Source organism: Bradyrhizobium lupini (assembly GCF_040939785.1).
Taxonomy (GTDB): domain Bacteria; phylum Pseudomonadota; class Alphaproteobacteria; order Rhizobiales; family Xanthobacteraceae; genus Bradyrhizobium; species Bradyrhizobium canariense_D.
Genome location: NZ_CP162553.1, coordinates 1,558,873 through 1,578,166 on the forward strand (window position 1 = coordinate 1,558,873; position 19,294 = coordinate 1,578,166).

A 19,294-nucleotide genomic window follows, 5' to 3' on the forward strand; every position below is an offset into this window, starting at 1 on the left:
GGCCCCGCAACACCATAGCAACCAGCTGATTTGCTGGAAGTTCTCTCGCCATCAAACGAGGGAGATTGCGATGAAACTGAAATTTGCTGTTGTTGGTCTGGCTGCCCTGGGCGGCGCCGCTCTCGCATCAGGACAGGCACTCGCAGCGATGCCGAACGGCATTCCGCAGGCCGACCGTATCGCGAGCGGCCCGGCAGCCGACGTCGATCAGGTGCGCTGGGTCTGCAACCCCTGGGGTCGCTGCTTCTGGCGTCCGAATTATTACGGCGCCTACGGTTTTTACGGCGGCCCGCGACGCTTCTACGGCGGCCGTCCGTGGGGCTGGGGCGGCCACCGCCACTGGCGTCGCTGGTGAATTTCGAGGGGCCGCGAGGCCCTCTTCCTTGACTACAGCGCCGCAAGTACCGCCTTCGTAATGTCGGCGGTACCGTTGCTGCCGCCGAACTCCATCGGCTTGAGGCCGCCGGCGTAGACCTTGTCCACAGCGCGCTCGATTTGCTCGCAGGCCTCGGCGGCGCCCTCGACACCGTGCTTGTCGGCGAGCCAGTCCAGCATCATTGCAGCCGACAAGATCATCCCGGTGGGATTGGCCTTGCCCTGCCCCATGATGTCGGGCGCGGTGCCGTGGCAAGGCTGGAACGCGGCATATTTGTCGCCGATGTCGGCCGAGGGCGCCATGCCGAGGCCGCCGATCAGGCTCGCGGTGATGTCGGAGACGATGTCTCCGAACATGTTCTCCATCACCATCACGTCGAAATCCCAAGGACGCTTCACCAGCATCGCTGAGCAAGCATCGACATAGAGCCGGTCGGTCTTCACCTCCGGATGACGCTTGGCGATCTCGTCGAAGATGCCGCGGAAGAACGCAAAGGCCTTGAACACGTTCGCCTTGTCGACGCAGGCCAGCGCGCCGGGCTTGCCGCGCGCCTTGCGCCGCTCGGCGAGGCGAAACGAGAACTCGAACAGGCGCTCGGACGTCTTGCGCGTGATCACCATGGTTTCGCGCGCCTCCTCATGGGTGACGACGCCCTTGCCCATCGAGGCGAACAGGCCTTCGGTGGACTCCCTGATCACGACGAGATCGATGCCGCGCTGGTCGGCGCCGACGATCGGGCTCGGCACGCCCGGAATGAGCCGCGCCGGGCGCACACCGGCATAGAGATCGAAGATGAAGCGCAGCTCGATCTGCGGCGCGATCTCGGTGTTGTCAGGATAGCGCACCGACGGCAGGCCGCAGGCGCCGAGCAGGATCGCGTCCGCCTCCTCGCACAGCTTGATGGTGGTGTCCGGCATCGACTTGCCGGCGGCGAGATAATGATTGGCGCCCGCCGGCCCTCGGTGAAGCGAAAGCTCAGGCCGGATTTCGTCTCGATCTTGCGCAGGACTTCGATGGCCGGCGCCATGACTTCGGGACCGATGCCGTCACCGGCAAGCACGGCAATGTGGAAGGCATTATTTGCGGACATGGGAAGCCTCAGGAGGAGCGAGCTAAATCGTCATTGCGAGCGAAGCGAAGCAATCCAGAACTGCATCTGCGGAAACACTCTGGATTGCTTCGTCGCTTCGCTCCTCGCAATGACGGAGGATGGAGCGTTGGTTACGGCGTCAGCACCGTGCGGCCAACCACCGCGCCCTGCTGCAGCTGCACCAGCGCGTCGTTGGCCTTGGCGAGCGGCTGCCGCGTCACGGGGATCGGCGCTATGTTCTTCGCTCGCACCAGGTCGAGCAGCTCCTGCGTCTCGCGCAAATTGCCGACATAGCTGCCCTGGATCGTCACCGCCTTGATCGGAATCAGCGGCAGCGCCCAGGTCGCACCGCCGCCGAACAGGCCGACGAGGACGAGCTTGCCGCCCTTGGTCAGGCAGTCGAAGCCGAGTTGCGTGGTGGCGGCGTTTCCGACGAGATCGAGCACGGCGCGGATGGGACCACCGGCTTTCTTGGCAAGCTGCTCCAGCGCGTCGGCCGCCTTGGGATCGACGGTCGCGAGCGCGCCGGCTTGCTCCGCCGCTTCGCGTTTCTTCGCGTCGATGTCGACCATGATCGCGCCCTTGCCGCCCATCGCCTTCAGCAGCGACAGTGCCATCAGGCCAAGTCCGCCGGCGCCGAACATCACGATCGGCGTGTCGAAGTGCTGCTCGAGCTTCTTCAGCGCGCTGTAGGTCGTGACGCCCGAGCAGGCGTAGGGTGCAGCTGACGCGGGATCGAGGCCTTTGAGGTTGAGCAAATAGCGCGGATGCGGCACCAGCATGTGGTCGGAATAGCCGCCGGCGCAATAGACGCCGAGCGAGCGCGGCGTCAGGCACATGTTCTCGTCACCGGCGAGACAGGTCGCGCATTTGCCGCAACCGATCCAGGGATAGACCAGCCCGACATCGCCGATCTTCACGTCGCCCTGGTCCGACGACTTCACGTCCGGGCCGAAGGCGAGCACCTCGCCGACCGTCTCGTGCCCCATGGTCAGCGGCAGGTTGATGCCGCGATCCTTCAGCGAGAGCGGCTTGCGGCCGTGGCCGAGATCGTAGCCACCTTCCCAAATGTGAAGGTCGCTATGGCAGACGCCGGCCGCCTTCACCTTGATCAGCACCTGCGTGCCGGACGGTTGCGGCGTGGCCTCGTCGAACTCCTGCAGCGGCGCCTTGAAATCGGCGACCTTGAAACTTTTCATTGGCGTCCTCCCGGATATTTTTCTTATCGTCGCCACCATGGCATGGGCGGCAGGACGAGACAAACTCGGACCTGTCTAATTTAGGCTGACGGATGATGGCAAGCCGGCCACGCGCAACGCCGCATTGCTTGCCACAGCGTGGTATCCGTCAGACTTCCCGTGAGACTTGCCGTCAGCCTTGCCCTCAGCCTTGCACGGCTGTTTTGCCTGACGGAATTGGCGCATTGTCGGTGAGCCCGATCTCCGCGCGCAGTCCGTCCGTGTGCTCGCCAAGAACGGCCATCGTCTTGCCCGGTGTTGTATCAGCACCGGTCATCCGGAACGGCAGATTGAGGACCTGGAACGAGCCGCCTTCATCCTCGACAGACGAGAGCGCCTCTCGGTGCGCGAGCTGCGGATCGGCCAGTGCTTCGGACACAGTGCGGTAGGCCGAGGCCGGCACGCCGGCCGCACCTAACGCGACAAGACAGACATCGGTCGAGAGCTGCCGCGACCAGGCCTCGACACCGTCCATCAAGTCGGCCCAATGATCGCGACGCGCGGCGTAGGTGGAGAAGCGCGGATCGGAGATCCATTCGGGGCGGCCGATCACTCCCATCAGTCCCTGAAACGTCTTCTCGCTGGCAACCGTGATCATGACATAACCGCTCGCCGTCTCGGTCGGCCCGAACATCGGGCGCGGCGGCGGCTTCACGGTGAACTGCGAGTTCTGCAACTCGATCAATGTCAGCGTCAGCATCGATTCCAGCATGGAAACGTCGATATGCTGGCCGAGCCCAGTCAGGGTGCGCTGGTAGAGCGCCGACGCGATCGCGCCGAACCCGTAGGTGCCGGTGACGACGTCGGCATGGTAGATGCCGCAATAATCCGGGCGGCTGCGGCCGGGCTGATAGGCGAGATGCGCCATGTCGTAGCCCGAGGCTGCATGGATCACCGGCGCATAGGCCGGCAGCTCGGCCGACGGGCCGCTCTGGCCGTAGCCGGAGATCGAGCAGTAGATCAACTTCGGGTTGACCGTGCGTATTCTGTCATAGTCGAGCCGCAGCCGATGCATCACGCCCGGGCGGAAGTTCTCGACCAGGATGTCGGCAGTCGCGGCCAGCCGGCGGACCGCCTCCTTGCCGTCCTCGGACTTGAGGTCGAGCACGACGCTCTTCTTGCCGACGTTGAGCTGGCCGAACACGGTGCTGCAGCCCTTGCGCAGCGGCGGCCGGGTCCGCATCGTCTCGCCGCCGTCGGTCTCGATCTTGATGACCTCGGCGCCCATGTCGGCGAGCATCCGCGCACAATGGGGACCGGCGATGGTGGTCGAAAAATCCAGGACCCTAAGGCCGGCGAAGGCCTTTGGCGTGGTCCCCTCATGCTTATCTGATAGCTGCATGCCTGCTTGCGTCCTTGAGTCACTTAGGAACTTATCGAAGTTCTCTGTTGTTGGTGCGCCGACCCTAGAGGGCGGCCGCTGAGTAGGAAAGTCTTTACCGAACAGACACGTCTCGCGGGCGGGTTTGGGAATTCCAGGGCAACTGGACCCGTTCTTGCATAGCAGCAATCGGGCTCCGGCAGAGGGCAGCAGTTCTTGAGGGTCTTGTTCGTTACGACAGAAATGGACGACTTTGTCCGCGTCGGCGGACTTGGAGCCGTTTCCGCTGCACTCCCCCGAGCCCTTCGTCCTTTCGCCGACATCCGGATCATGTTGCCCGGCTATCGCGACATCATCGAACAACTCACGCATATTCAGGTCGTTGGCCGCTGTCCGGCGTTCGCGGAGATGCCGGCCTGCTCGCTCGGCCGCGCCGCGACCAAGGACGGCCTGCCGGTCTATGTGCTGTTGTGCTCGCAACTCTACGACCGGCCCGGCAACCCCTATGGCGACGAGTCCGGGCGCGACTGGCCCGATAACGACATCCGTTTCGCGCGCTTTGCCTCGGCCGCCGCTGAGCTGGCGATGGGCACGCTGGACAAGGATTGGGCAGCAGACCTGATCCACGCCAATGACTGGCAGGCTTCGCTCGTGCCGGCCTACCTCGCCTGGCGCGGCTCCAAGCTGCCGTCGATCCTGACCATTCACAACCTCGCCTATCAGGGCCTCTTCCCGAAGGACTCGCTGCGGCGGATCGGCGCGCCGGAGAGCTCCTTCCACATCGACGGCGTCGAGTTCTACGACCAGCTCTCCTTCCTCAAGGCCGGGCTGGTCTACGCCTCGCATCTCACCACAGTCAGCGGCACCTATGCGCGGGAGATCACCACGGATGAATTCGGCTGCGGTCTCGAAGGCCTGCTTCGAGTCCGCTCCGACGCGGCCGAGCTCACCGGCATCCTCAACGGCATCGACGAGAGCTGGGACCCGCGTTCCTGCGCCCAGCTTGCCCAGCAGTTCGGCGCCGGCGACTGGGTCGGCAAGAAGGCCAATGCGGATTACGTGCGCAAGCAGTTCGGGCTTGCGGTGTCGCGCGGCCCGATGTTCGGCATCGTCGCCCGCCTCGTGCACCAGAAGGGCATCGACCTCGTGCTGGCGGCGGCCGACGAGATCGTCGATGCCGGCGGGCAGATCGTGGTCACCGGCTCCGGCGAGCCGGCGCTCGAGCAGGCGCTAATCGACGCGCATCGCCGGCGGCCTGACGCGATCGGGGTCGTGATCGGCTTCAACGAGGCCCAGGCGCGCCGCATCTTCGCCGGTAGCGACTTCACATTGATGCCGTCACGCTTCGAGCCCTGCGGGCTCAGCCAGATGTACGCCCAGCGCTTCGGCTCGCTGCCGATCGGCCACCAGACCGGCGGCCTCGCCGAGACCATTACCGACGGCGAAACCGGCTTCCTGTTCTCAAAACCTTCGCATGAATCCTTCCTCGGCGGCGTCCGCCGTGCGTTCTCCGCCTTCATGGCGCAGGACCAGCTCGACACCATGCGTCGCAGTGCGATGGGACGGTCGTTCTCCTGGAGCATCCCGGCCGGCAGCTACAACGCGCTGTACCGGAAGCTGGCGGCGGTGTGAGGCCTGCGTGTCCTCGTCATTGCGAGCGTAGCGAAGCAATCCAGACTGTTTCCGTGGCAGCAGCCTGGATTGCTTCGTCGCAAGAGCTCCTCGCAATGACGGTGGTTTGTGGCAACGGCGGAGGACTTCACCCCCTCCCGCGCACATCCATCTGCGACCGTCCGATCCAGGCACGGTTGAGGCACCGCGTCATCCAGTCGGGCTGCGGCTCTCCGCGCAGCCGCGCTTGCGCTTCCTGGTAGGGACCGACATAGCGCAGCCGGTCTGGCAACCTTGGATAGACCCGCCGTATCCATCGCAGCGCCTTCTCGGCGGATCTGGTGTCACGCTCGTCAAGCTCGAACCCGAATCCCACACGCAAGCTTTCCGGCAGCAGGCTCGCGGTGAGCGCGCGATACCAGCGCGGCGGACGCAACCACGGGCGCGCTCCACCAAAGATCTGCGCGGCGATCTCGCGCGCGGCCGGGCTGACGGTCAGCGTATCCGACTGCGTCATTGCCGCGGTGTAGGCCGCAAAGCCGGACCAGTCCGCCGGCAGATCGTGCGCCGTCAACCCGAACAACGCACCGAACAACCGACTCTCGGCCCAGTAGCGTTCGCGTTCGTCCGCCGAGAGCGGCGGCAAGACCAGATCATGCGCCATCAGCGCGGTCTCGACCAGCGTGGCATGAACCCAGCGCAGCGACGGGATGTCGTTGGCACAGTAGCGCGAGCCTGCCGCGAATGGACCGACGGTCTCGGGCATCTCGCCGACGATCATGCTGTGGCGCCGGTGCAATTGCCGCGACGACAACAGCGCGCGGTCAAGCGAACCGAACACCATGGCAAAGACGATGTCGAAGGTGCGGTGAAATCGTCCGATCGGATCAGCGAGGGTTTTCGAATGCTCGGCGATGGCGGCGGCGACCCAGGGATGCGCGAGTTGAAGGAGCAGCGCCCGGCCGGCGCCGAGAAAGATCACGGCCTCGCGGTCGATTTGCCAGGTCACCGTGTCAGGGCCGAACACGCCGGCGACCGGTCCCGCCGCGTTGGCGCGGACGGTATCAAGGGCAGATTCAAGTTCGCTCCCGGACACCACCTGCAGGGACTTTCGATTGCGGACCAGGACCGACAATCCGCAAGGCATGTGGCAATTCGATGAAGGGGACGATCGCTTGCGGCCCTACTCCGCCGCCATCGGCATCTCGTCCATATGTTCGTGCAGCACCACGCTCGCGAGCGGATCGAACTCGCCAACCCACGGCCTTCGCTCAAGCACTGACTTTGTGTGCGAATAGCCGGCATCCCAGCGCCGCATGATGCCGGACGGACTGAAGTCGATATCCTTGGTGTGGCTCTCGCGGTCGAGCTGCGGCGCAAGCAGGCGCACGACATGCATCCTGGTCGGGCAGCCGTAGTCGATCAATTCCCTCACCGCCGGATTGCTGCGCTCGCTTTCAGGCAGTCGCGCGGCGAGCTGGCTAATGACGTGGCGCAGGCGATGGGTTTGCTGCTGGCGCGTGATCTGGCTCGCGATCCGGCTGGAATATTGCACATCCTTGTGCCGGTTCAGCACCTCCGCCATCGTGGTCGGCTCGGCGCCGGCGGGATTCCACAAATGCACGGCGAGGATCAGCGAATTTTTGCGCGGATTGTCGTCGAAGACGGCCTCGGTCGGCGTGTTCGACAGAATGCCGCCGTCCCAATAGAGCTCGCCGTCGATGCGTACCGCCGGAAACGCCGGCGGCAGCGCGCCCGAAGCCATGACATGCTTCACCGTCAGCTCGCCGTCGCGGCTGTCGAAATAGCGCATCTGGCTGCTGCGGACGTGAGCGGCGCCGACCGTCAACCGTGGCGCGCAGCGGTTGATCCGGCCGAAATCGACAAGCTCGAGCAGCGTCCGCTCCAGCGGCGCCGTCGAATAGAAGCCGGCGTGATCGGCTCCGAGCGGATAGGAATCGCCCGCATGCGCCAATGGATTGGGACGGAAGAAGCCGGGAATGCCGTGGGTCAAGGTCGACCAATAGGCGAGCTTTTCATTGAAGCCGGCAAACGGGGTGCGCAGATTCCAGACCGGATTCTGCTCCATCCGTTTCCAGAACTGCTTCAGGCGCAGCAGCCGCTGGTCAGGCGCGTTGCCCGCAATGAGCCAGGCATTGATGGCGCCGATCGAGGTGCCGATGATCCAGTCCGGCTCGATGCCGGCCTCGTGCAGCGCCTGGTACACCCCGGCCTGATAGGATCCGAGTGCACCGCCGCCCTGAAGCACCAGCACCACCTGGCCGGGCAGATCCTTCGACACGCTGGTATCGCGCTTCACATCGTTCATATTCTGCTCCCTGAGAGCCCGTACCCTTGCCATGTTCGCTCCTAGCGACCCTATGTTACGCGCTCGCCTCAATGCGCGGTCCAGCCTCCGTCCACGGGCAACGCAATCCCGGTGATCGTGGCCGCTGCGTTGGTGGACAGAAATACGCTGAGCGCACCGAGCTCCTCGACGGTCGAGAAGCGCTTGTTCGGCTGTTGCGCCAGCAGCACGTCACGGATCACCTGGTCACGCGAGATTCCATGCGCCTTGGCCTGCCCATCGATCTGCGCCTCGACCAGTGGCGTATAGACATAGCCGGGACAGATCGCGTTGCAGGTAATGCCCTCTTCTGCCGTCTCCAGCGCGGTCACCTTGGTGAGCCCGACGATGCCGTGCTTGGCGGCGACGTAGGCCGCCTTGAACGGCGAGGCGACCAGGCCGTGCGCGGAGGCGATGTTGATGATCCGCCCGAACCCGTTCTGTCGCATTGCGGGCAGCGCGAGCCGCGTGGTGTGGAAGGCCGACGACAGATTGATCGCGAGGATCTGGTCCCATTTCTCGACCGGAAACTGCTCCAGCGGCGCAACGTGCTGGATGCCGGCATTGTTGATCAGGATATCCAGGCGGCCGGCCTGCGCAACCGTCGCCGCGATCATTTCGGCGATCGAATTCGGTCTGGTCATGTCGGCCGGCGAAAACCTTGCCTTGACGCCGAACTCCGCCGCGATCTGCTCGCGCGTCCGGTCGAGCTCGGCCGCCACACCAAGGCCGTTCAGCACGATGTCGGCGCCGGCCGCGGCAAGTGCCCGCGCGATACCGAGGCCGATGCCACTGGTTGAGCCCGTGACCAGCGCAACCTTGCCCGCGAGCGCCCGGGAGGCGGACGTCTGCGGTTTGACGGACATATTCACGGGCAAACTCCTTTGACATGACGACTTGTGCTGAGCCGACTGTGAAGCATCGCCGGGTTTGACGGAAATGCCCGTTGGCTTCCGAAACCATGCCTGTGCGCTATTGCGGTCGGGATGTCATTCTCCGCGCCGATCGGCTAGCTTTCGGCTGATCTTGCCGGGAGCCGATCCATGGAAATGCACCAGGTCCGCTATTTCCTCGCGGTGGCGCAACTCTTGAACTTCACGCGTGCCGCCGAGGAATGCAACGTGACGCAGCCTTCGCTGACGCGCGCGATCAAGCAGCTCGAGGCCGAGCTCGGCGGCGATCTGTTTCGCCGCGAACGGCCCGCGGCGCAATTGACCGAGCTCGGCCAGCGCATGCATCCGCTGCTGAAGCAGTGTTTCGAAGCGGCCACCGGCGCCCGATCGCTGGCCTCCTCGTTCCGGAGCGGCGAGATCGGCGCGCTCCGCGTCGCGCTGACGCATGCGATCGACCTGTCGCTCCTCATTCCGCATCTCAACCAGATCAAGCGGCAGTTCAACCGGCTCGAATTCCGCTTCCTGCGCGGCTCGAGTCGTGAAGTGGCCGAGTTCCTGAAGAAGGGCGAGGCCGAGCTAGGGATTGCCGCGGACATCGACGAGGCCTGGGAGCGGCTCGATGTCTGGCCGCTGTTCACCGAGAGCTTCGAGCTCGTGGTCAGCGACGGACATCGCCTGGCCGGCCGCAGCAGCATCGCACTGGACGATCTGCGCGCGGAGCAGCTGCTGAGCCGGACGTTTTGCGAGCATTCCGCCCGTATCTCGGCGAGCCTGCGCGAGCACGGCATCGCGATCGAGCAGGGTCACGAAATCTCGAACGAGCGCGATTTGATCGAGCTGGTCGAGGCCGACATCGGCGTCGCCATGCTGCCGCACACCTCGCCCGTTCCGGAGACGTTGACGCGCGCTGCGGTCGCCGGGCTGGACGCCCGTCGCACCGTCAGCCTCTACGGGGTGGCCGGCCGGCAGCGCACGGCGGTGGCCAATGCCGTTATGCGCATGTTGCGCGGTGCGGATTGGCGGGAGATTGCGGGGTAGCAGCCACGCTCGCTCCTCACTCTTTCAGGCCTCCCTGCTCGCGCCTTCCAACGCTTCAAGCAGATCATCGATCTCGATCTGCTTGCGGAAATCCGGATCGACGAAGCGGGCTTTCACGAGACCGTCGCGACCAACGACGAACACGGCCGGGATCGGCAGCATCCAGCCATCATTGCCGTGGAATTTCGCCATGTCCTGATAGGACAACAGGTGCTGGATCTCGGCACCGAGCCAGATCGCGAGATTGAGCGACAACGCATAGCCGTTGTCGAGGTCGGTCAGGATCGGAAATGGGGCACCAGCTTCCGCCTTGAGCTGCTGGGTGTATTCCTGCGTCTCCGGCATGATCGCGACTATGCGCGCACCCATGGACTCGACGCGGTCCAGCGCCTGGACCACCGCGCGGACATTGAGCCGGCAATAGGGACACCAATGGCCGCGGAAAAACATCACGGCGACCGGGCCGCTCTCCAGCAGTGAGGACAGCGCGACGAGACGCCCGCTCTCGTCCGGCAACATGAACGGCGGCATCGACTCGCCCGGACGCGGCGCGGTCTCGCCGCCGCCGTTTCCATTCAATCTGGTCACCAGATTGTCGACTGCCTCGCCATAGGCCGGGAACACGTCGCGGCTGGCGTCGGCATAGGCGCGGAGCTGCTCGTTCAGCGTGCCATCCATGTCACGGCAGCGCTGGAAGGCGTGTTTAAGCCGCTCGGCATCGGCCGGCGAGAGAGAGGTCATCTTGCGCTCCAGCGTTCAGGGGACGAATATTAGGTGCCCGATCCGGCCGCCCGCAAGGGGCGGCCGTCATGCGCACGCGATCAGTTCACGTAGAAATTGCCGGTCGGGTCCAGCCGCCCCGAGGTGGAATACAGCGATCCGTTGTCCATGAAGAAGACGGTGTTGTCGGGGACTTTCTTGGCGTTCTTCATCATGGCCTCGTGGTTCTTCTCCGCCGGGGCCATGGCCATCGCCGACATCTTGCCGGGTCCGCCATACATATAGGCCATGCCGGCCTTGAAGTCCCATGTGGCTTCCGCGAAGGCCGATGTGGCGATGACCACGAACGCAGCCGTGGCAATCAAGGTCTTGGACAATTTCGTCATGAGATGTTCCTCCGGAGTGACGTGAACGCCCGCCAACCGGGCGCCCCACCATCGAACGCCAGTCGCTCGGGAAGCGGAAATGCCAATCCCCAATCGGTTCGATAGCGAGCGCCTATCGGGCCCGATAGCGCCGGTCTATCGCAGCGAGAGCGAAAGAGCATTTCAGAACGAGCGCTCTCTCGACGAAAGTCCCAACATAGCCAGCGACCATTGCGGTTGCGGCCAACACAGGAGACGTCCCGATGTTCAAGCATCACACATTGTCGCGTGCGGTCTGGCCCGGCTTGGCCATCCTCGGCGTATTGACACTCTCGGCGCAGCCAGTCTCCGCCGGCGAATGCCCGGCCGACAAGATCAAGCCGAACGCGCAGCAGATGGTCGACTACAAGCCGGTCGGCGTCACCGACGTCACGCTCGGCGCCATCGACCTCGGCAAACAGCCGGCGCATATCGAAGGCCGCGAGCTGCGCTTCCGCAAGCTGACCATCGAGCCCGGCGGCATCGTGCCCTGGCACAGCCATGACGACCGCCCTGCCCTGATCTTCGTGCAGCAAGGCGAGATCGTCGAACACGTTTCCAACTGCGTCGATCCGATCGTGCACAAGGCCGGCGACATCCGCCCGGAGGTGTCCGGCACCTCGCACTGGTGGAAGAACCTCGGCAAGGAAACGGTCATTCTCTATGTCGGCGACGTCCGCAAGGACCCGCACGACCACAACATGTAACGGGTGCGCGACCCCAGCGCACGCGTGACGGAATGTGGCGCCCGCGATCCCCATGCTGCCCCGCATGCGGGCGCCACATTCATCACAAGGGAGGCCTGCCATGACCGATCTTTCCGCGCCGATCAAACCAACCGCGATGGCGATGGACGCGCATTCACCAGGTCTTGCGCTTCGCTCTCTCGTGATCGGCCTCACTGCGTTCCTGACGGTCGTCGATCTCTTCGCGACGCAGGCGATCCTGCCCTCGCTGACGCGCCGCTACGGCGTCACGCCGGCCGCGATGAGCCTGGCCGTCAACGCCAGCACGTTCGGCATGGCCGTCGCAGGCCTCGTCGTCGGCCTTCTCAGCCCGCACATCGACAGGCGGACCGGCATCCTGCTCAGCCTGACCCTGCTCGCGATTCCGACGAGCCTGCTGGCGACTGCACCCAATCTTGCCGTCTTCACCGGCCTGCGGGTCGCGCAGGGTCTCTGCATGGCGTCCGCCTTCGCATTGACATTGGCTCATCTCGGCGAGCAATGCAGCGCAATGGATTCCAGCGGCGCCTTTGCCGCCTACATCACAGGAAACGTCGCCAGCAATCTCGTCGGCCGGCTGGTCTCGGCCGCGATCGCCGATAGCCTTGGCCTGGCATGGAATTTCTACTTCTTCGCGGCCCTCAATCTGGCCGGTGCCGCCCTGGTCTATTTCACCATTGCGCGCGTACAGCCGACGCGTGCAACGACGTCGACGGCATCGGCGTTTGCCGCGACGATCGCGCAGTGGCAGGATGCACGGCTGCGTGCCGCCTACGGCATCGGCTTCTGCATCCTGTTCGCATTCATCGGCACCTTCACATTCGTCAATTTCGTTCTGGTTCGACCACCGCTGTCGCTGGGCATGATGGACCTCGGCTTCGTTTACTTCGTCTTCCTGCCGTCGGTGGTCACCACGTTGCTGGCTGGCAAAGTGGCGTCGCGCCTCGGAACGCGTCCGACGATCTGGGGCTCGCTCGCCATCGCCGGGGTCGGCTTGCCGCTGATGTTGGTCCCGCACCTGGGCGCGGTCCTCGCCGGGATGGTTCTGGTCGGAACCGGCACCTTTTCCGCGCAAGCGGCTGCGACAGGATTCGTCGGACAGGCTGCGGCTGTAAACCGCGGCATCGCCAGCGGCACCTATCTCGCCTGCTATTTCTGCGGTGGGCTCGTCGGCACCGCCGTCCTCGGCCGGCTGTTCGACGCGTATGGCTGGCATGCCTGCGTGGCCGGGGTGGGCCTGGCGCTCGCTGTCGCGGCCCTGCTGACGCTCGCCTTGAAGCGCTAGCGCTTGGCCGGCGCCTCCTGCGGCGGCTCGTCGTCGGCGATGGCGCGCCAGGCGGCGCCGTCGAGATCGTCGTACTGGCCGCTTCGAAGCGACCAAAGGAAAGCGGCCAGACCGGCGAGACCGAGCATCAGCGCCAGCGGCACCAGGATGACCAGGATTTCCATCACACGATCTCCCGCGGGGCGCCGCGCGCACGCAGCGAATTCAGCATCACCAGGATCGACGATCCGCTCATGGCGGCAGCCGCGATCAGCGGCGTGACGACGCCGCTGATCGCGACCGGCACCGCGAGGAAATTGTAGCCGATCGCCAGCCAGAGATTCTGCCGCATCAGGTGCAGCGCCTTGCGCGAAGCATCGATGGCGGCGACAACCGGGGCCAGCGGCCGACCGAGGAAGACGAGATCGGCGGTCGCTTGGCTCAAATGCGCGGCCGAGATCGGCGATATCGAGACATGGGCCGCCGCCAGCGAGGGCGCATCGTTCATGCCGTCGCCGACCATCAGGACCTTCATGCCCCGCTGCTTCAGGACCTCGATCCGCGCGATCTTGTCGGCCGGGGTCACCCCGGCGCGCCATTCGGAGATGCCCAGCGCGTGGGCCGCCGCGATCACCGCCGGTTCACGGTCGCCGGAGAGAATCTCGATGCCGATATTGCGCGCCTTCAGCGCCGCGATCACAGCCTGCGCATCGGGACGGAGGCCCTGGCGCACGGAGAGGATGAATTTTTCGCTGCCCTTGCTGAAAGCCACGACGGAGGCTTCGGGGTCGAGATGTGTCACGTCCGAGACCAGCGTCTCGGCGCCGCAGAAAGACGGACGGCCGAGGCGAATCTCGATGCCATCGACCACAGCGCGCACGCCCTGGCCGGCCTCCTCGACCGCGCCAACGATCGGCGATCTGGCGTCGGCGGCCTGCGCGACCGCGGCGGCGACCGGATGATGGCTCGACAGCGCGAGCCGCCCGGCAAGCTCGAAGATGTCTGCTGGAATATCGGCCGCATTCATCACTTCGAGATCGGGCAGCGTCAGCGTGCCGGTCTTGTCGAAGACGACGTGATCGGCTTCCGCGAGACGCTCGATGGCATCGCCGGAATTCAGCAGGACACCAGCCTTGAACATCGCGCCAGAGGCCACGGTCTGTACCGTCGGAATGGCGAGCCCGAGCGCGCAGGGACAGGTGATGATCAGCACCGCGACGCCGGTCACGATGGCATCATGCCAGCCGGCGCCCGCGATGACCCAGCCGAGGATGGTGACGAGCGCGGTGGCATGCACCACCGGCGCGTAGAGTCGCGAAGCGCGGTCTGCGAGCCGCATGTAGCGCGAGCGCGCCTGCAGCGCATTGTCGAGCAGCCGCGTGATCTCGGCGAGCAGCGTCGCCTCGGAGGCCGCCGAGACCCGCACCCGCAAGGTCCCCGAGATGTTCATCGATCCCGCATAGACCGGCGTGCCCTGGCCTGCCGTGACGTAGAGCGTCTCGCCGGTGATCAGGCTCTGGTCGATCTCGGAACGGCCCTCGATCACAGTGCCGTCGACCGCGCAGCGCTCGCCGGGCCGCAGCAGCACGATGTCGCCGGGATAGATCGCGGCCACCGGCACTTGGGATATCTCGTCGGGCCCGACGAACTTGGCCGCGGTCTCCGCCTTGAGCGCGGCGAGATTGCCCGCGACCGCGCGGGTCCGCCGCCGCATGTTCTGGTCGAGGAAGCGACCGACCAGTAGGAAAGTGAGCAGCATGATCGCCGCGTCGAAATAGGCGTGCTCGGCGTGGTTGATGGTCTCGACCACGGACATGCCGAGCGCCAGCGTCACGCCGATCGAGATCGGCACGTCCATGTTGGTGGTCCTGGCCGACAGCGCGCGCCAGGCCGAGCGGAAGAACGGCTGGCCGGCATAGGCCGCCGCCGGCAGCGCGATCAGCGCCGACAGCCAGTGGAAGAAATCGCGCTGCTCCGGCAGCATGTCCGAGACGTTGCCGGACCACACCGGGATCGACAGCATCATCACGTTCATGGTGGCGAACGCGGCGACGCCGAGGCAACGCAGCAGGAAGCGCGATTCGGCGACCTCGGTCGCCTCCGCGCTCTCGGTTTCGTAAGGATAGGCCTTGTAGCCGAGCTCTTCGAGGCGATCGATGAAGCTGATAGGATCGAGCGTGCCCGCCTTCCATTCCAGCGCAACGCGCCGGTCGGTGAGGTTCACGCGCGCCAGCGTGACGTCGGGAATCGCGGACAGCCCGCGCTCGATCTTGGCCATACAGCCGGCGCAGTGCACGCCCTCGACCGCGAGATCGATGTGCTGGACGCCCTCGCCCGCAGTCCGGACGTAATGCGAAAAGTCCCGCGAGACGTGCATGGCAAAATCCTTCAGTTCAGGATCACGCGGTTGCGCGACATGAACACGCGCGTTCCCCGCGCCTCGCCCTGGATCACCAAGTCCCACTGGCCCGACGCGACCGATGCGGCATCGCCGCGATAGAGGCCGATACCGGCCTCCGAGAGCTCGATTGCGAGATCGGCGCGCTTGTCGGTCGGCCGCTCCAGGCGGCCGCCGAATTTCAGTCCGGCGATCGGCTGGCCGCTCGCGTCGCGCGCCTCGACCTGAAGCACGGCGCCGCCATCGGCGCGGCGCTCGACATGGGCGTTGACCTTCCATTTGCGCGCAGCCTGGTCCTGCGCCGCCGAGATCTCGCGGTCATAGGCGAGCCCAGCGGCATAGGGGCTGTCGACGTCCGTCCCTGGCAGCGTCGCGATCGCGAGCTTCATCATGGTCGCGTTGACGCCGATCACGACGCCGAAGAAGGCGACCAGCATCAGAAACACTTTTGTTCCGGTCAGCGGCTTGGTTGCCATGGCGAACTCCTGATCCTAGGGCGCGACGAAATTGTCGGTGGCGCTGGCGACTTCGCCGAGGCCGATATCGGTGACGTGAAAGTGAACCGGGATGGACTTTTCCGGATTGCCCTCCACCGAAGCGGTCACGAGCAGCCGCAGCTCGCTGGTGGAGTCGCGCGGAACCACGATCATCGGCCGGTCCGGCGTCACAGAATCGATTCCGATGACATGGATTGTCGCATTGACCGGGCCGCTCGCGTCGATCGCGATGACCCGGTCGTAACCGCTCTTGTTGAGCAGCCGCACCGTGTAGGCATTGCGGATCGAGCCGTCGCTGAGCCTGACCGCGACCGGGTTGCGGTCGTGCAGCACGTTGACGTCGAGCAGGCTGCGAGTCGCCAGCGTATAGATCATGATGCCGCCGACCGCCGCGATGATCGCGCTGTAGGAGACGGTGCGGGCCCGGACGATGCGGTAGATCGGCGCCTTGCCTTCCTGGCGGCGCTGGATGTTGACGTCGTTGTCATAGCCGATCAGCCGCTTCGGCCGGCCGATTTTCGTCATCACATTGTCGCAGGCATCAATGCAGAGCCCGCACTGGATGCATTCCATCTGCGGTCCGTTGCGGATGTCGATGCCGGTCGGGCAGACTGCCACGCACTGGTAGCAATCGACGCAATCACCAACCTGCTGCCCGAGCGCGCGCAGCTCGGCCGCCTTCTTCACCGACGTACGCTTCTCGCCGCGGTCGTAGCGGTAGGTGACGTTGAGCGCCCATTCATCGGTCAGCGCCGCCTGGATGCGCGGCCACGGGCACATATAGGTGCAGACCTGCTCGCGCATGTAGCCGGCGAGCAGATAGGTCGTCGCGGTGAGAATGCCGATCCAGACATAGGCGAGCATCGGCGCCTGGAACGTGACGAGTTCCTTGACCAGCGTCGGTGCGTCGTTGAAATAGAGCACCCAGGCGCCGCCGGTCCACCACCCGATCAAGAGCCAGATCGAATGCTTGAGCACGATCTCGGAGATCCGCTCCAGCTTCATCGGGTCGGACGATTTGTCCTTCTTCATCCGCTCGCGCCGGTCACCCTCGATCAGACGCTCGACCGCATAGAACAGGTCGGTCCACACCGTCTGCGGACAGAGATAGCCGCACCAGATACGGCCGCCGACCGAGTTCATCAGGAATAGCGCCACCGCGGCGACGATGAGCAGGCCGGTGAAGTAGTAGACCTCCTGCGGCCACAGCTCGATGAAGAAGAAATAGAAGCGACTGTTGGGAAGATCGATCAGCACCGCTTGGCTGGGAGCGCCGAGTCCGCGGTTCCAGCGCACGAACGGCAGGAAGTAGTAGACGCCGAGGCAGAAGGCCATCAGGCCCCATTTGATCCGGCGGAAGGTGCCGGAGGTGCTCTGGGGATAGACTTTCTTCTGGGCCACATAGAGCGGCCCGTTGTCATCGTCTAATGGGAGCTCTTTTGGGTTCGCGGTCCTGTTCATCGCCTGCAGCTTTTCGAGAGGTGCGATAAAACCTAGACCCGACGCCGCCGCGTCAGTTGATCCAGCGCAAGCGGGGGCTTTTTTTGTTCGCCCCCGCTTGTCCCGGATTGGCTATTTTCCGCCGCCCAGCGAGTGGACGTAAACTGCCATCGCCTTGATGGTGGCGGGATCGAGCCGCCCTTCCCAGGCCGGCATCACGCCCGCGCGGCCCTGGCTGATGGTCTCGATCAGCGTCGCCTCGTCCGAACCATAGAGCCAGATCTTATCGGTCAGGTTGGGGGCACCCATCTCCGGGTTGCCCTTGCCGCCGTCGCCATGGCAGGCGACGCAATTCTCCGCGAAGATCTTCTCGCCCTTGGCCGCGTCATAGCCCTTGCGGGTCGGAAGGCCCGACAGTGCCCGGACATAGTTGGCGGCCGTGACGATCTCATCCGGCTTCAGCACGCCGTCCTTGCCGAATGCGAGCATCTGGCCTTCATGCGTCTTGGCGTGGCCGGAACGTGCGCCGAACTGGATGGTCTGCATGATCTGGTCGAGCGAACCGCCCCACAGCCAGTCGTCGTCGTTCAGATTCGGATAGCCCTTGGCACCCGCGCCGCCTGAGCCGTGACATGGCGCGCAATTGTCGCCGAACACGGTCTTGCCCTTGGCGCGCGCGAGCGCCAGCAGCGCCAGGTCCTTCTCGATGTCGGCGAGCGAGGCCGCGCCCAGCGCAACCATCTTGGCTCCGCGGATCTTCTCGAGATTGGCGAGCTCGACCGCGACATCGGCGCGTGTCGAGTAGCCGAACAGGCCCGTGGTATTGCTGGAGATCAGCGGCCAGGCCGGATACACGATCCAGTAGCCGATCGACCAGACGATGGTGAGGTAGAAGCTGATCACCCACCAGCGCGGCAGCGGCGTGTTGAGCTCCTTGATGCCGTCCCATTCATGTCCGGTCGTGGACTTGCCGGTGACGGAATCGATGTCGCTATGATGATCGGTCATGGTCTCTCACTCCTCCCGCAACGGCAGGTGTGCTGCTTCGTCGAACGCAGCCTTGTTACGGGGCCATAATGCGTAGGCGATGATCGCGAGAAAGATCGCGACGAAGACCGGCGTCCAGATCGTGGTCACGAGACCGGACGCGAGATTGTCGAGTGTCAGGATGGCTTTCATCGTGGGTGCCTTCTCAGCGAAGATTGGCTTTCTCGTTGTAGATCTTGAAATCGACCAGCGTGCCGAGCATCTGGAGATAGGCGATCAGCGCGTCCATCTCGGTCGGCGTGCCGGCCTTGCCGTCGAAGTTGCGCACCACGGCCTTGGCGTAGCGCTTGGTGAAAGCGTCGGAGCCGGCATTGTCAGGATCGGCCTGGGCCTTCATGTCGGCGCCCGCATTGGCGATCTGGTCGTCGGTGTAGGGCGTGCCGACGGTCCGCAGCGTGCGCATGTGGTCGGCGATCGTGTCCGGATCGATCTCGGTCTGGCTGAGGAACGGATAGCCTGGCATCACCGACTGCGGCACGATCGCGCGCGGATTGGCCAGATGGGTCACATGCCAGTCGTCGGAATATTTGGCGCCGACGCGGGCAAGGTCGGGACCGGTGCGCTTCGAGCCCCACTGGAACGGATGGTCGTACATGCTCTCGGCGGCCAACGAGAAATGTCCGTAGCGCTCGACGTCGTCGCGCAAGGGCCGGATCATCTGCGAATGGCAGAGATAGCAGCCCTCGCGGATGTAGACGTTGCGCCCGGCGAGCTCCAGCGGCGTATACGGCCTGATCCCGTCGACCGCCTCGATCGTGCTCTTGAGGTAGAACAGCGGGGTGATCTCGACGAGACCGCCGATCGCGATCACCAGCAGGATGCCGACGATGAGGATGATCGAGTTCTTTTCGAAGATTTGGTGGCGTGTCCAGAACGACATGGAAG

The 19,294-nt window shown here is 64.8% G+C and carries 19 protein-coding genes and 1 pseudogene; 5 read left to right on the plus strand and 15 right to left on the minus strand.

What is annotated here, in order from left to right; translation table 11 throughout:
• Window positions 1-70 precede the first annotated feature (70 nt).
• Window positions 71-355 carry a hypothetical protein gene (locus AB3L03_RS07660; RefSeq protein ID WP_085352111.1) on the plus strand — a complete coding sequence of 95 codons (285 nt, stop codon included), beginning with the start codon at window positions 71-73 and terminating at the stop codon, window positions 353-355.
• 32 nt (window positions 356-387) lie between these two features.
• On the opposite strand, the pseudogene AB3L03_RS07665 reads toward AB3L03_RS07660, so the two are convergent.
• The 3 genes and pseudogenes from AB3L03_RS07665 to AB3L03_RS07675 form a co-directional block, all read right to left on the minus strand.
• Window positions 388-1,466, minus strand: a pseudogene (locus tag AB3L03_RS07665) (isocitrate/isopropylmalate dehydrogenase family protein).
• A gap of 131 nt (window positions 1,467-1,597) precedes the next feature.
• Window positions 1,598-2,665 (minus strand): alcohol dehydrogenase, encoded by a 1,068-nt coding sequence (locus tag AB3L03_RS07670; RefSeq protein WP_204510573.1) that lies wholly within the window; start codon window positions 2,663-2,665, stop codon window positions 1,598-1,600.
• A gap of 184 nt (window positions 2,666-2,849) precedes the next feature.
• Window positions 2,850-4,046, minus strand: coding sequence for a CaiB/BaiF CoA-transferase family protein (locus AB3L03_RS07675; RefSeq protein ID WP_204510572.1), 1,197 nt, complete (start codon window positions 4,044-4,046; stop codon window positions 2,850-2,852).
• Between the two features lie 195 nt (window positions 4,047-4,241).
• On the opposite strand from AB3L03_RS07675, the gene glgA reads away from it, so the two are divergent.
• Window positions 4,242-5,657 carry a glycogen synthase GlgA gene (gene glgA / locus AB3L03_RS07680; protein ID WP_085352107.1) on the plus strand — a complete coding sequence of 472 codons (1,416 nt, stop codon included), beginning with the start codon at window positions 4,242-4,244 and terminating at the stop codon, window positions 5,655-5,657.
• A gap of 127 nt (window positions 5,658-5,784) precedes the next feature.
• Here the strand turns inward: glgA and AB3L03_RS07685 are convergent, their stop codons facing one another.
• From AB3L03_RS07685 to AB3L03_RS07695, 3 genes are all read right to left on the minus strand, one after another.
• Entirely contained in the window at window positions 5,785-6,735 is a 951-nt protein-coding gene (locus AB3L03_RS07685) for an oxygenase MpaB family protein (protein ID WP_085385949.1), read from the minus strand.
• 84 nt (window positions 6,736-6,819) lie between these two features.
• Window positions 6,820-7,965, minus strand: a complete 1,146-nt coding sequence (locus AB3L03_RS07690) for a patatin-like phospholipase family protein (protein ID WP_018457121.1) — start codon at window positions 7,963-7,965, stop codon at window positions 6,820-6,822.
• A gap of 68 nt (window positions 7,966-8,033) precedes the next feature.
• Window positions 8,034-8,849, minus strand: a complete 816-nt coding sequence (locus AB3L03_RS07695; RefSeq protein WP_094183368.1) for a 3-hydroxybutyrate dehydrogenase — start codon at window positions 8,847-8,849, stop codon at window positions 8,034-8,036.
• Between the two features lie 177 nt (window positions 8,850-9,026).
• Between AB3L03_RS07695 and AB3L03_RS07700 the strand changes: the two genes are divergently transcribed.
• Window positions 9,027-9,914, plus strand: coding sequence for a LysR family transcriptional regulator (locus AB3L03_RS07700; protein ID WP_018457123.1), 888 nt, complete (start codon window positions 9,027-9,029; stop codon window positions 9,912-9,914).
• 24 nt (window positions 9,915-9,938) lie between these two features.
• Here AB3L03_RS07700 and AB3L03_RS07705 read toward each other — a convergent pair whose 3' ends face one another.
• Both AB3L03_RS07705 and AB3L03_RS07710 read right to left on the minus strand, forming a co-directional pair.
• Window positions 9,939-10,655, minus strand: a complete 717-nt coding sequence (locus AB3L03_RS07705) for a peroxiredoxin-like family protein (protein WP_368508397.1) — start codon at window positions 10,653-10,655, stop codon at window positions 9,939-9,941.
• Window positions 10,656-10,735: 80 nt separating this feature from the next.
• Window positions 10,736-11,020: a hypothetical protein gene (locus tag AB3L03_RS07710; protein WP_204510571.1), complete on the minus strand. Its 285-nt coding sequence runs from the start codon at window positions 11,018-11,020 to the stop codon at window positions 10,736-10,738.
• A 242-nt stretch (window positions 11,021-11,262) separates the two neighbouring features.
• Between AB3L03_RS07710 and AB3L03_RS07715 the strand changes: the two genes are divergently transcribed.
• Both AB3L03_RS07715 and AB3L03_RS07720 read left to right on the plus strand, forming a co-directional pair.
• On the plus strand, window positions 11,263-11,745 hold the full coding sequence (locus AB3L03_RS07715) for a cupin domain-containing protein (protein WP_204510570.1): 483 nt from the start codon (window positions 11,263-11,265) through the stop codon (window positions 11,743-11,745).
• 100 nt (window positions 11,746-11,845) lie between these two features.
• Complete coding sequence (locus tag AB3L03_RS07720; RefSeq protein WP_368508398.1) at window positions 11,846-13,048, plus strand: MFS transporter; 1,203 nt, start codon at window positions 11,846-11,848, stop codon at window positions 13,046-13,048.
• Here AB3L03_RS07720 and ccoS read toward each other — a convergent pair.
• The 7 genes from ccoS to ccoO form a co-directional block, all read right to left on the minus strand.
• The gene (gene ccoS / locus AB3L03_RS07725; protein ID WP_007594007.1) at window positions 13,045-13,212 is read right to left on the minus strand and encodes a cbb3-type cytochrome oxidase assembly protein CcoS; all 168 of its coding nucleotides are present in this window, start codon (window positions 13,210-13,212) and stop codon (window positions 13,045-13,047) included. The two genes, AB3L03_RS07720 and ccoS, sit on opposite strands and share 4 nt — an antisense overlap.
• Window positions 13,212-15,404: a cation-translocating P-type ATPase gene (locus tag AB3L03_RS07730; protein WP_204510568.1), complete on the minus strand. Its 2,193-nt coding sequence runs from the start codon at window positions 15,402-15,404 to the stop codon at window positions 13,212-13,214. The genes ccoS and AB3L03_RS07730 overlap by 1 nt, the downstream gene beginning before the upstream one ends.
• Window positions 15,405-15,415: 11 nt before the next feature.
• A complete protein-coding gene (locus AB3L03_RS07735; RefSeq protein ID WP_085352098.1) occupies window positions 15,416-15,901 on the minus strand; it encodes a FixH family protein in 486 nt (161 codons plus the stop codon).
• 15 nt (window positions 15,902-15,916) lie between these two features.
• Window positions 15,917-17,383 (minus strand): cytochrome c oxidase accessory protein CcoG, encoded by a 1,467-nt coding sequence (gene ccoG / locus AB3L03_RS07740; protein ID WP_204510567.1) that lies wholly within the window; start codon window positions 17,381-17,383, stop codon window positions 15,917-15,919.
• A 111-nt stretch (window positions 17,384-17,494) separates the two neighbouring features.
• Window positions 17,495-18,370, minus strand: a complete 876-nt coding sequence (ccoP, locus tag AB3L03_RS07745) for a cytochrome-c oxidase, cbb3-type subunit III (protein WP_204510566.1) — start codon at window positions 18,368-18,370, stop codon at window positions 17,495-17,497.
• Between the two features lie 6 nt (window positions 18,371-18,376).
• The gene (locus AB3L03_RS07750) at window positions 18,377-18,541 is read right to left on the minus strand and encodes a CcoQ/FixQ family Cbb3-type cytochrome c oxidase assembly chaperone (RefSeq protein ID WP_018457132.1); all 165 of its coding nucleotides are present in this window, start codon (window positions 18,539-18,541) and stop codon (window positions 18,377-18,379) included.
• 13 nt (window positions 18,542-18,554) lie between these two features.
• Window positions 18,555-19,289 carry a cytochrome-c oxidase, cbb3-type subunit II gene (ccoO, locus tag AB3L03_RS07755; RefSeq protein WP_204510565.1) on the minus strand — a complete coding sequence of 245 codons (735 nt, stop codon included), beginning with the start codon at window positions 19,287-19,289 and terminating at the stop codon, window positions 18,555-18,557.
• Window positions 19,290-19,294 lie beyond the last annotated feature (5 nt).

Coding starts and splice junctions, on each gene's coding strand:
- AB3L03_RS07720 (WP_368508398.1), top strand. CDS start 11,846: ATGACCGATCTTTCCGCGCCGATCAAACCAACCGCGATGGCGATGGAC.
- AB3L03_RS07695 (WP_094183368.1), bottom strand. CDS start 8,849: ATGTCCGTCAAACCGCAGACGTCCGCCTCCCGGGCGCTCGCGGGCAAG.
- ccoP (WP_204510566.1), bottom strand. CDS start 18,370: ATGACCGATCATCATAGCGACATCGATTCCGTCACCGGCAAGTCCACG.
- ccoS (WP_007594007.1), bottom strand. CDS start 13,212: ATGGAAATCCTGGTCATCCTGGTGCCGCTGGCGCTGATGCTCGGTCTC.
- AB3L03_RS07705 (WP_368508397.1), bottom strand. CDS start 10,655: ATGACCTCTCTCTCGCCGGCCGATGCCGAGCGGCTTAAACACGCCTTC.
- ccoO (WP_204510565.1), bottom strand. CDS start 19,289: ATGTCGTTCTGGACACGCCACCAAATCTTCGAAAAGAACTCGATCATC.
- AB3L03_RS07670 (WP_204510573.1), bottom strand. CDS start 2,665: ATGAAAAGTTTCAAGGTCGCCGATTTCAAGGCGCCGCTGCAGGAGTTC.
- AB3L03_RS07735 (WP_085352098.1), bottom strand. CDS start 15,901: ATGGCAACCAAGCCGCTGACCGGAACAAAAGTGTTTCTGATGCTGGTC.
- AB3L03_RS07715 (WP_204510570.1), top strand. CDS start 11,263: ATGTTCAAGCATCACACATTGTCGCGTGCGGTCTGGCCCGGCTTGGCC.
- AB3L03_RS07750 (WP_018457132.1), bottom strand. CDS start 18,541: ATGAAAGCCATCCTGACACTCGACAATCTCGCGTCCGGTCTCGTGACC.
- AB3L03_RS07675 (WP_204510572.1), bottom strand. CDS start 4,046: ATGCAGCTATCAGATAAGCATGAGGGGACCACGCCAAAGGCCTTCGCC.
- AB3L03_RS07660 (WP_085352111.1), top strand. CDS start 71: ATGAAACTGAAATTTGCTGTTGTTGGTCTGGCTGCCCTGGGCGGCGCC.
- AB3L03_RS07710 (WP_204510571.1), bottom strand. CDS start 11,020: ATGACGAAATTGTCCAAGACCTTGATTGCCACGGCTGCGTTCGTGGTC.
- AB3L03_RS07690 (WP_018457121.1), bottom strand. CDS start 7,965: ATGAACGATGTGAAGCGCGATACCAGCGTGTCGAAGGATCTGCCCGGC.
- AB3L03_RS07730 (WP_204510568.1), bottom strand. CDS start 15,404: ATGCACGTCTCGCGGGACTTTTCGCATTACGTCCGGACTGCGGGCGAG.
- AB3L03_RS07700 (WP_018457123.1), top strand. CDS start 9,027: ATGGAAATGCACCAGGTCCGCTATTTCCTCGCGGTGGCGCAACTCTTG.
- ccoG (WP_204510567.1), bottom strand. CDS start 17,383: ATGAACAGGACCGCGAACCCAAAAGAGCTCCCATTAGACGATGACAAC.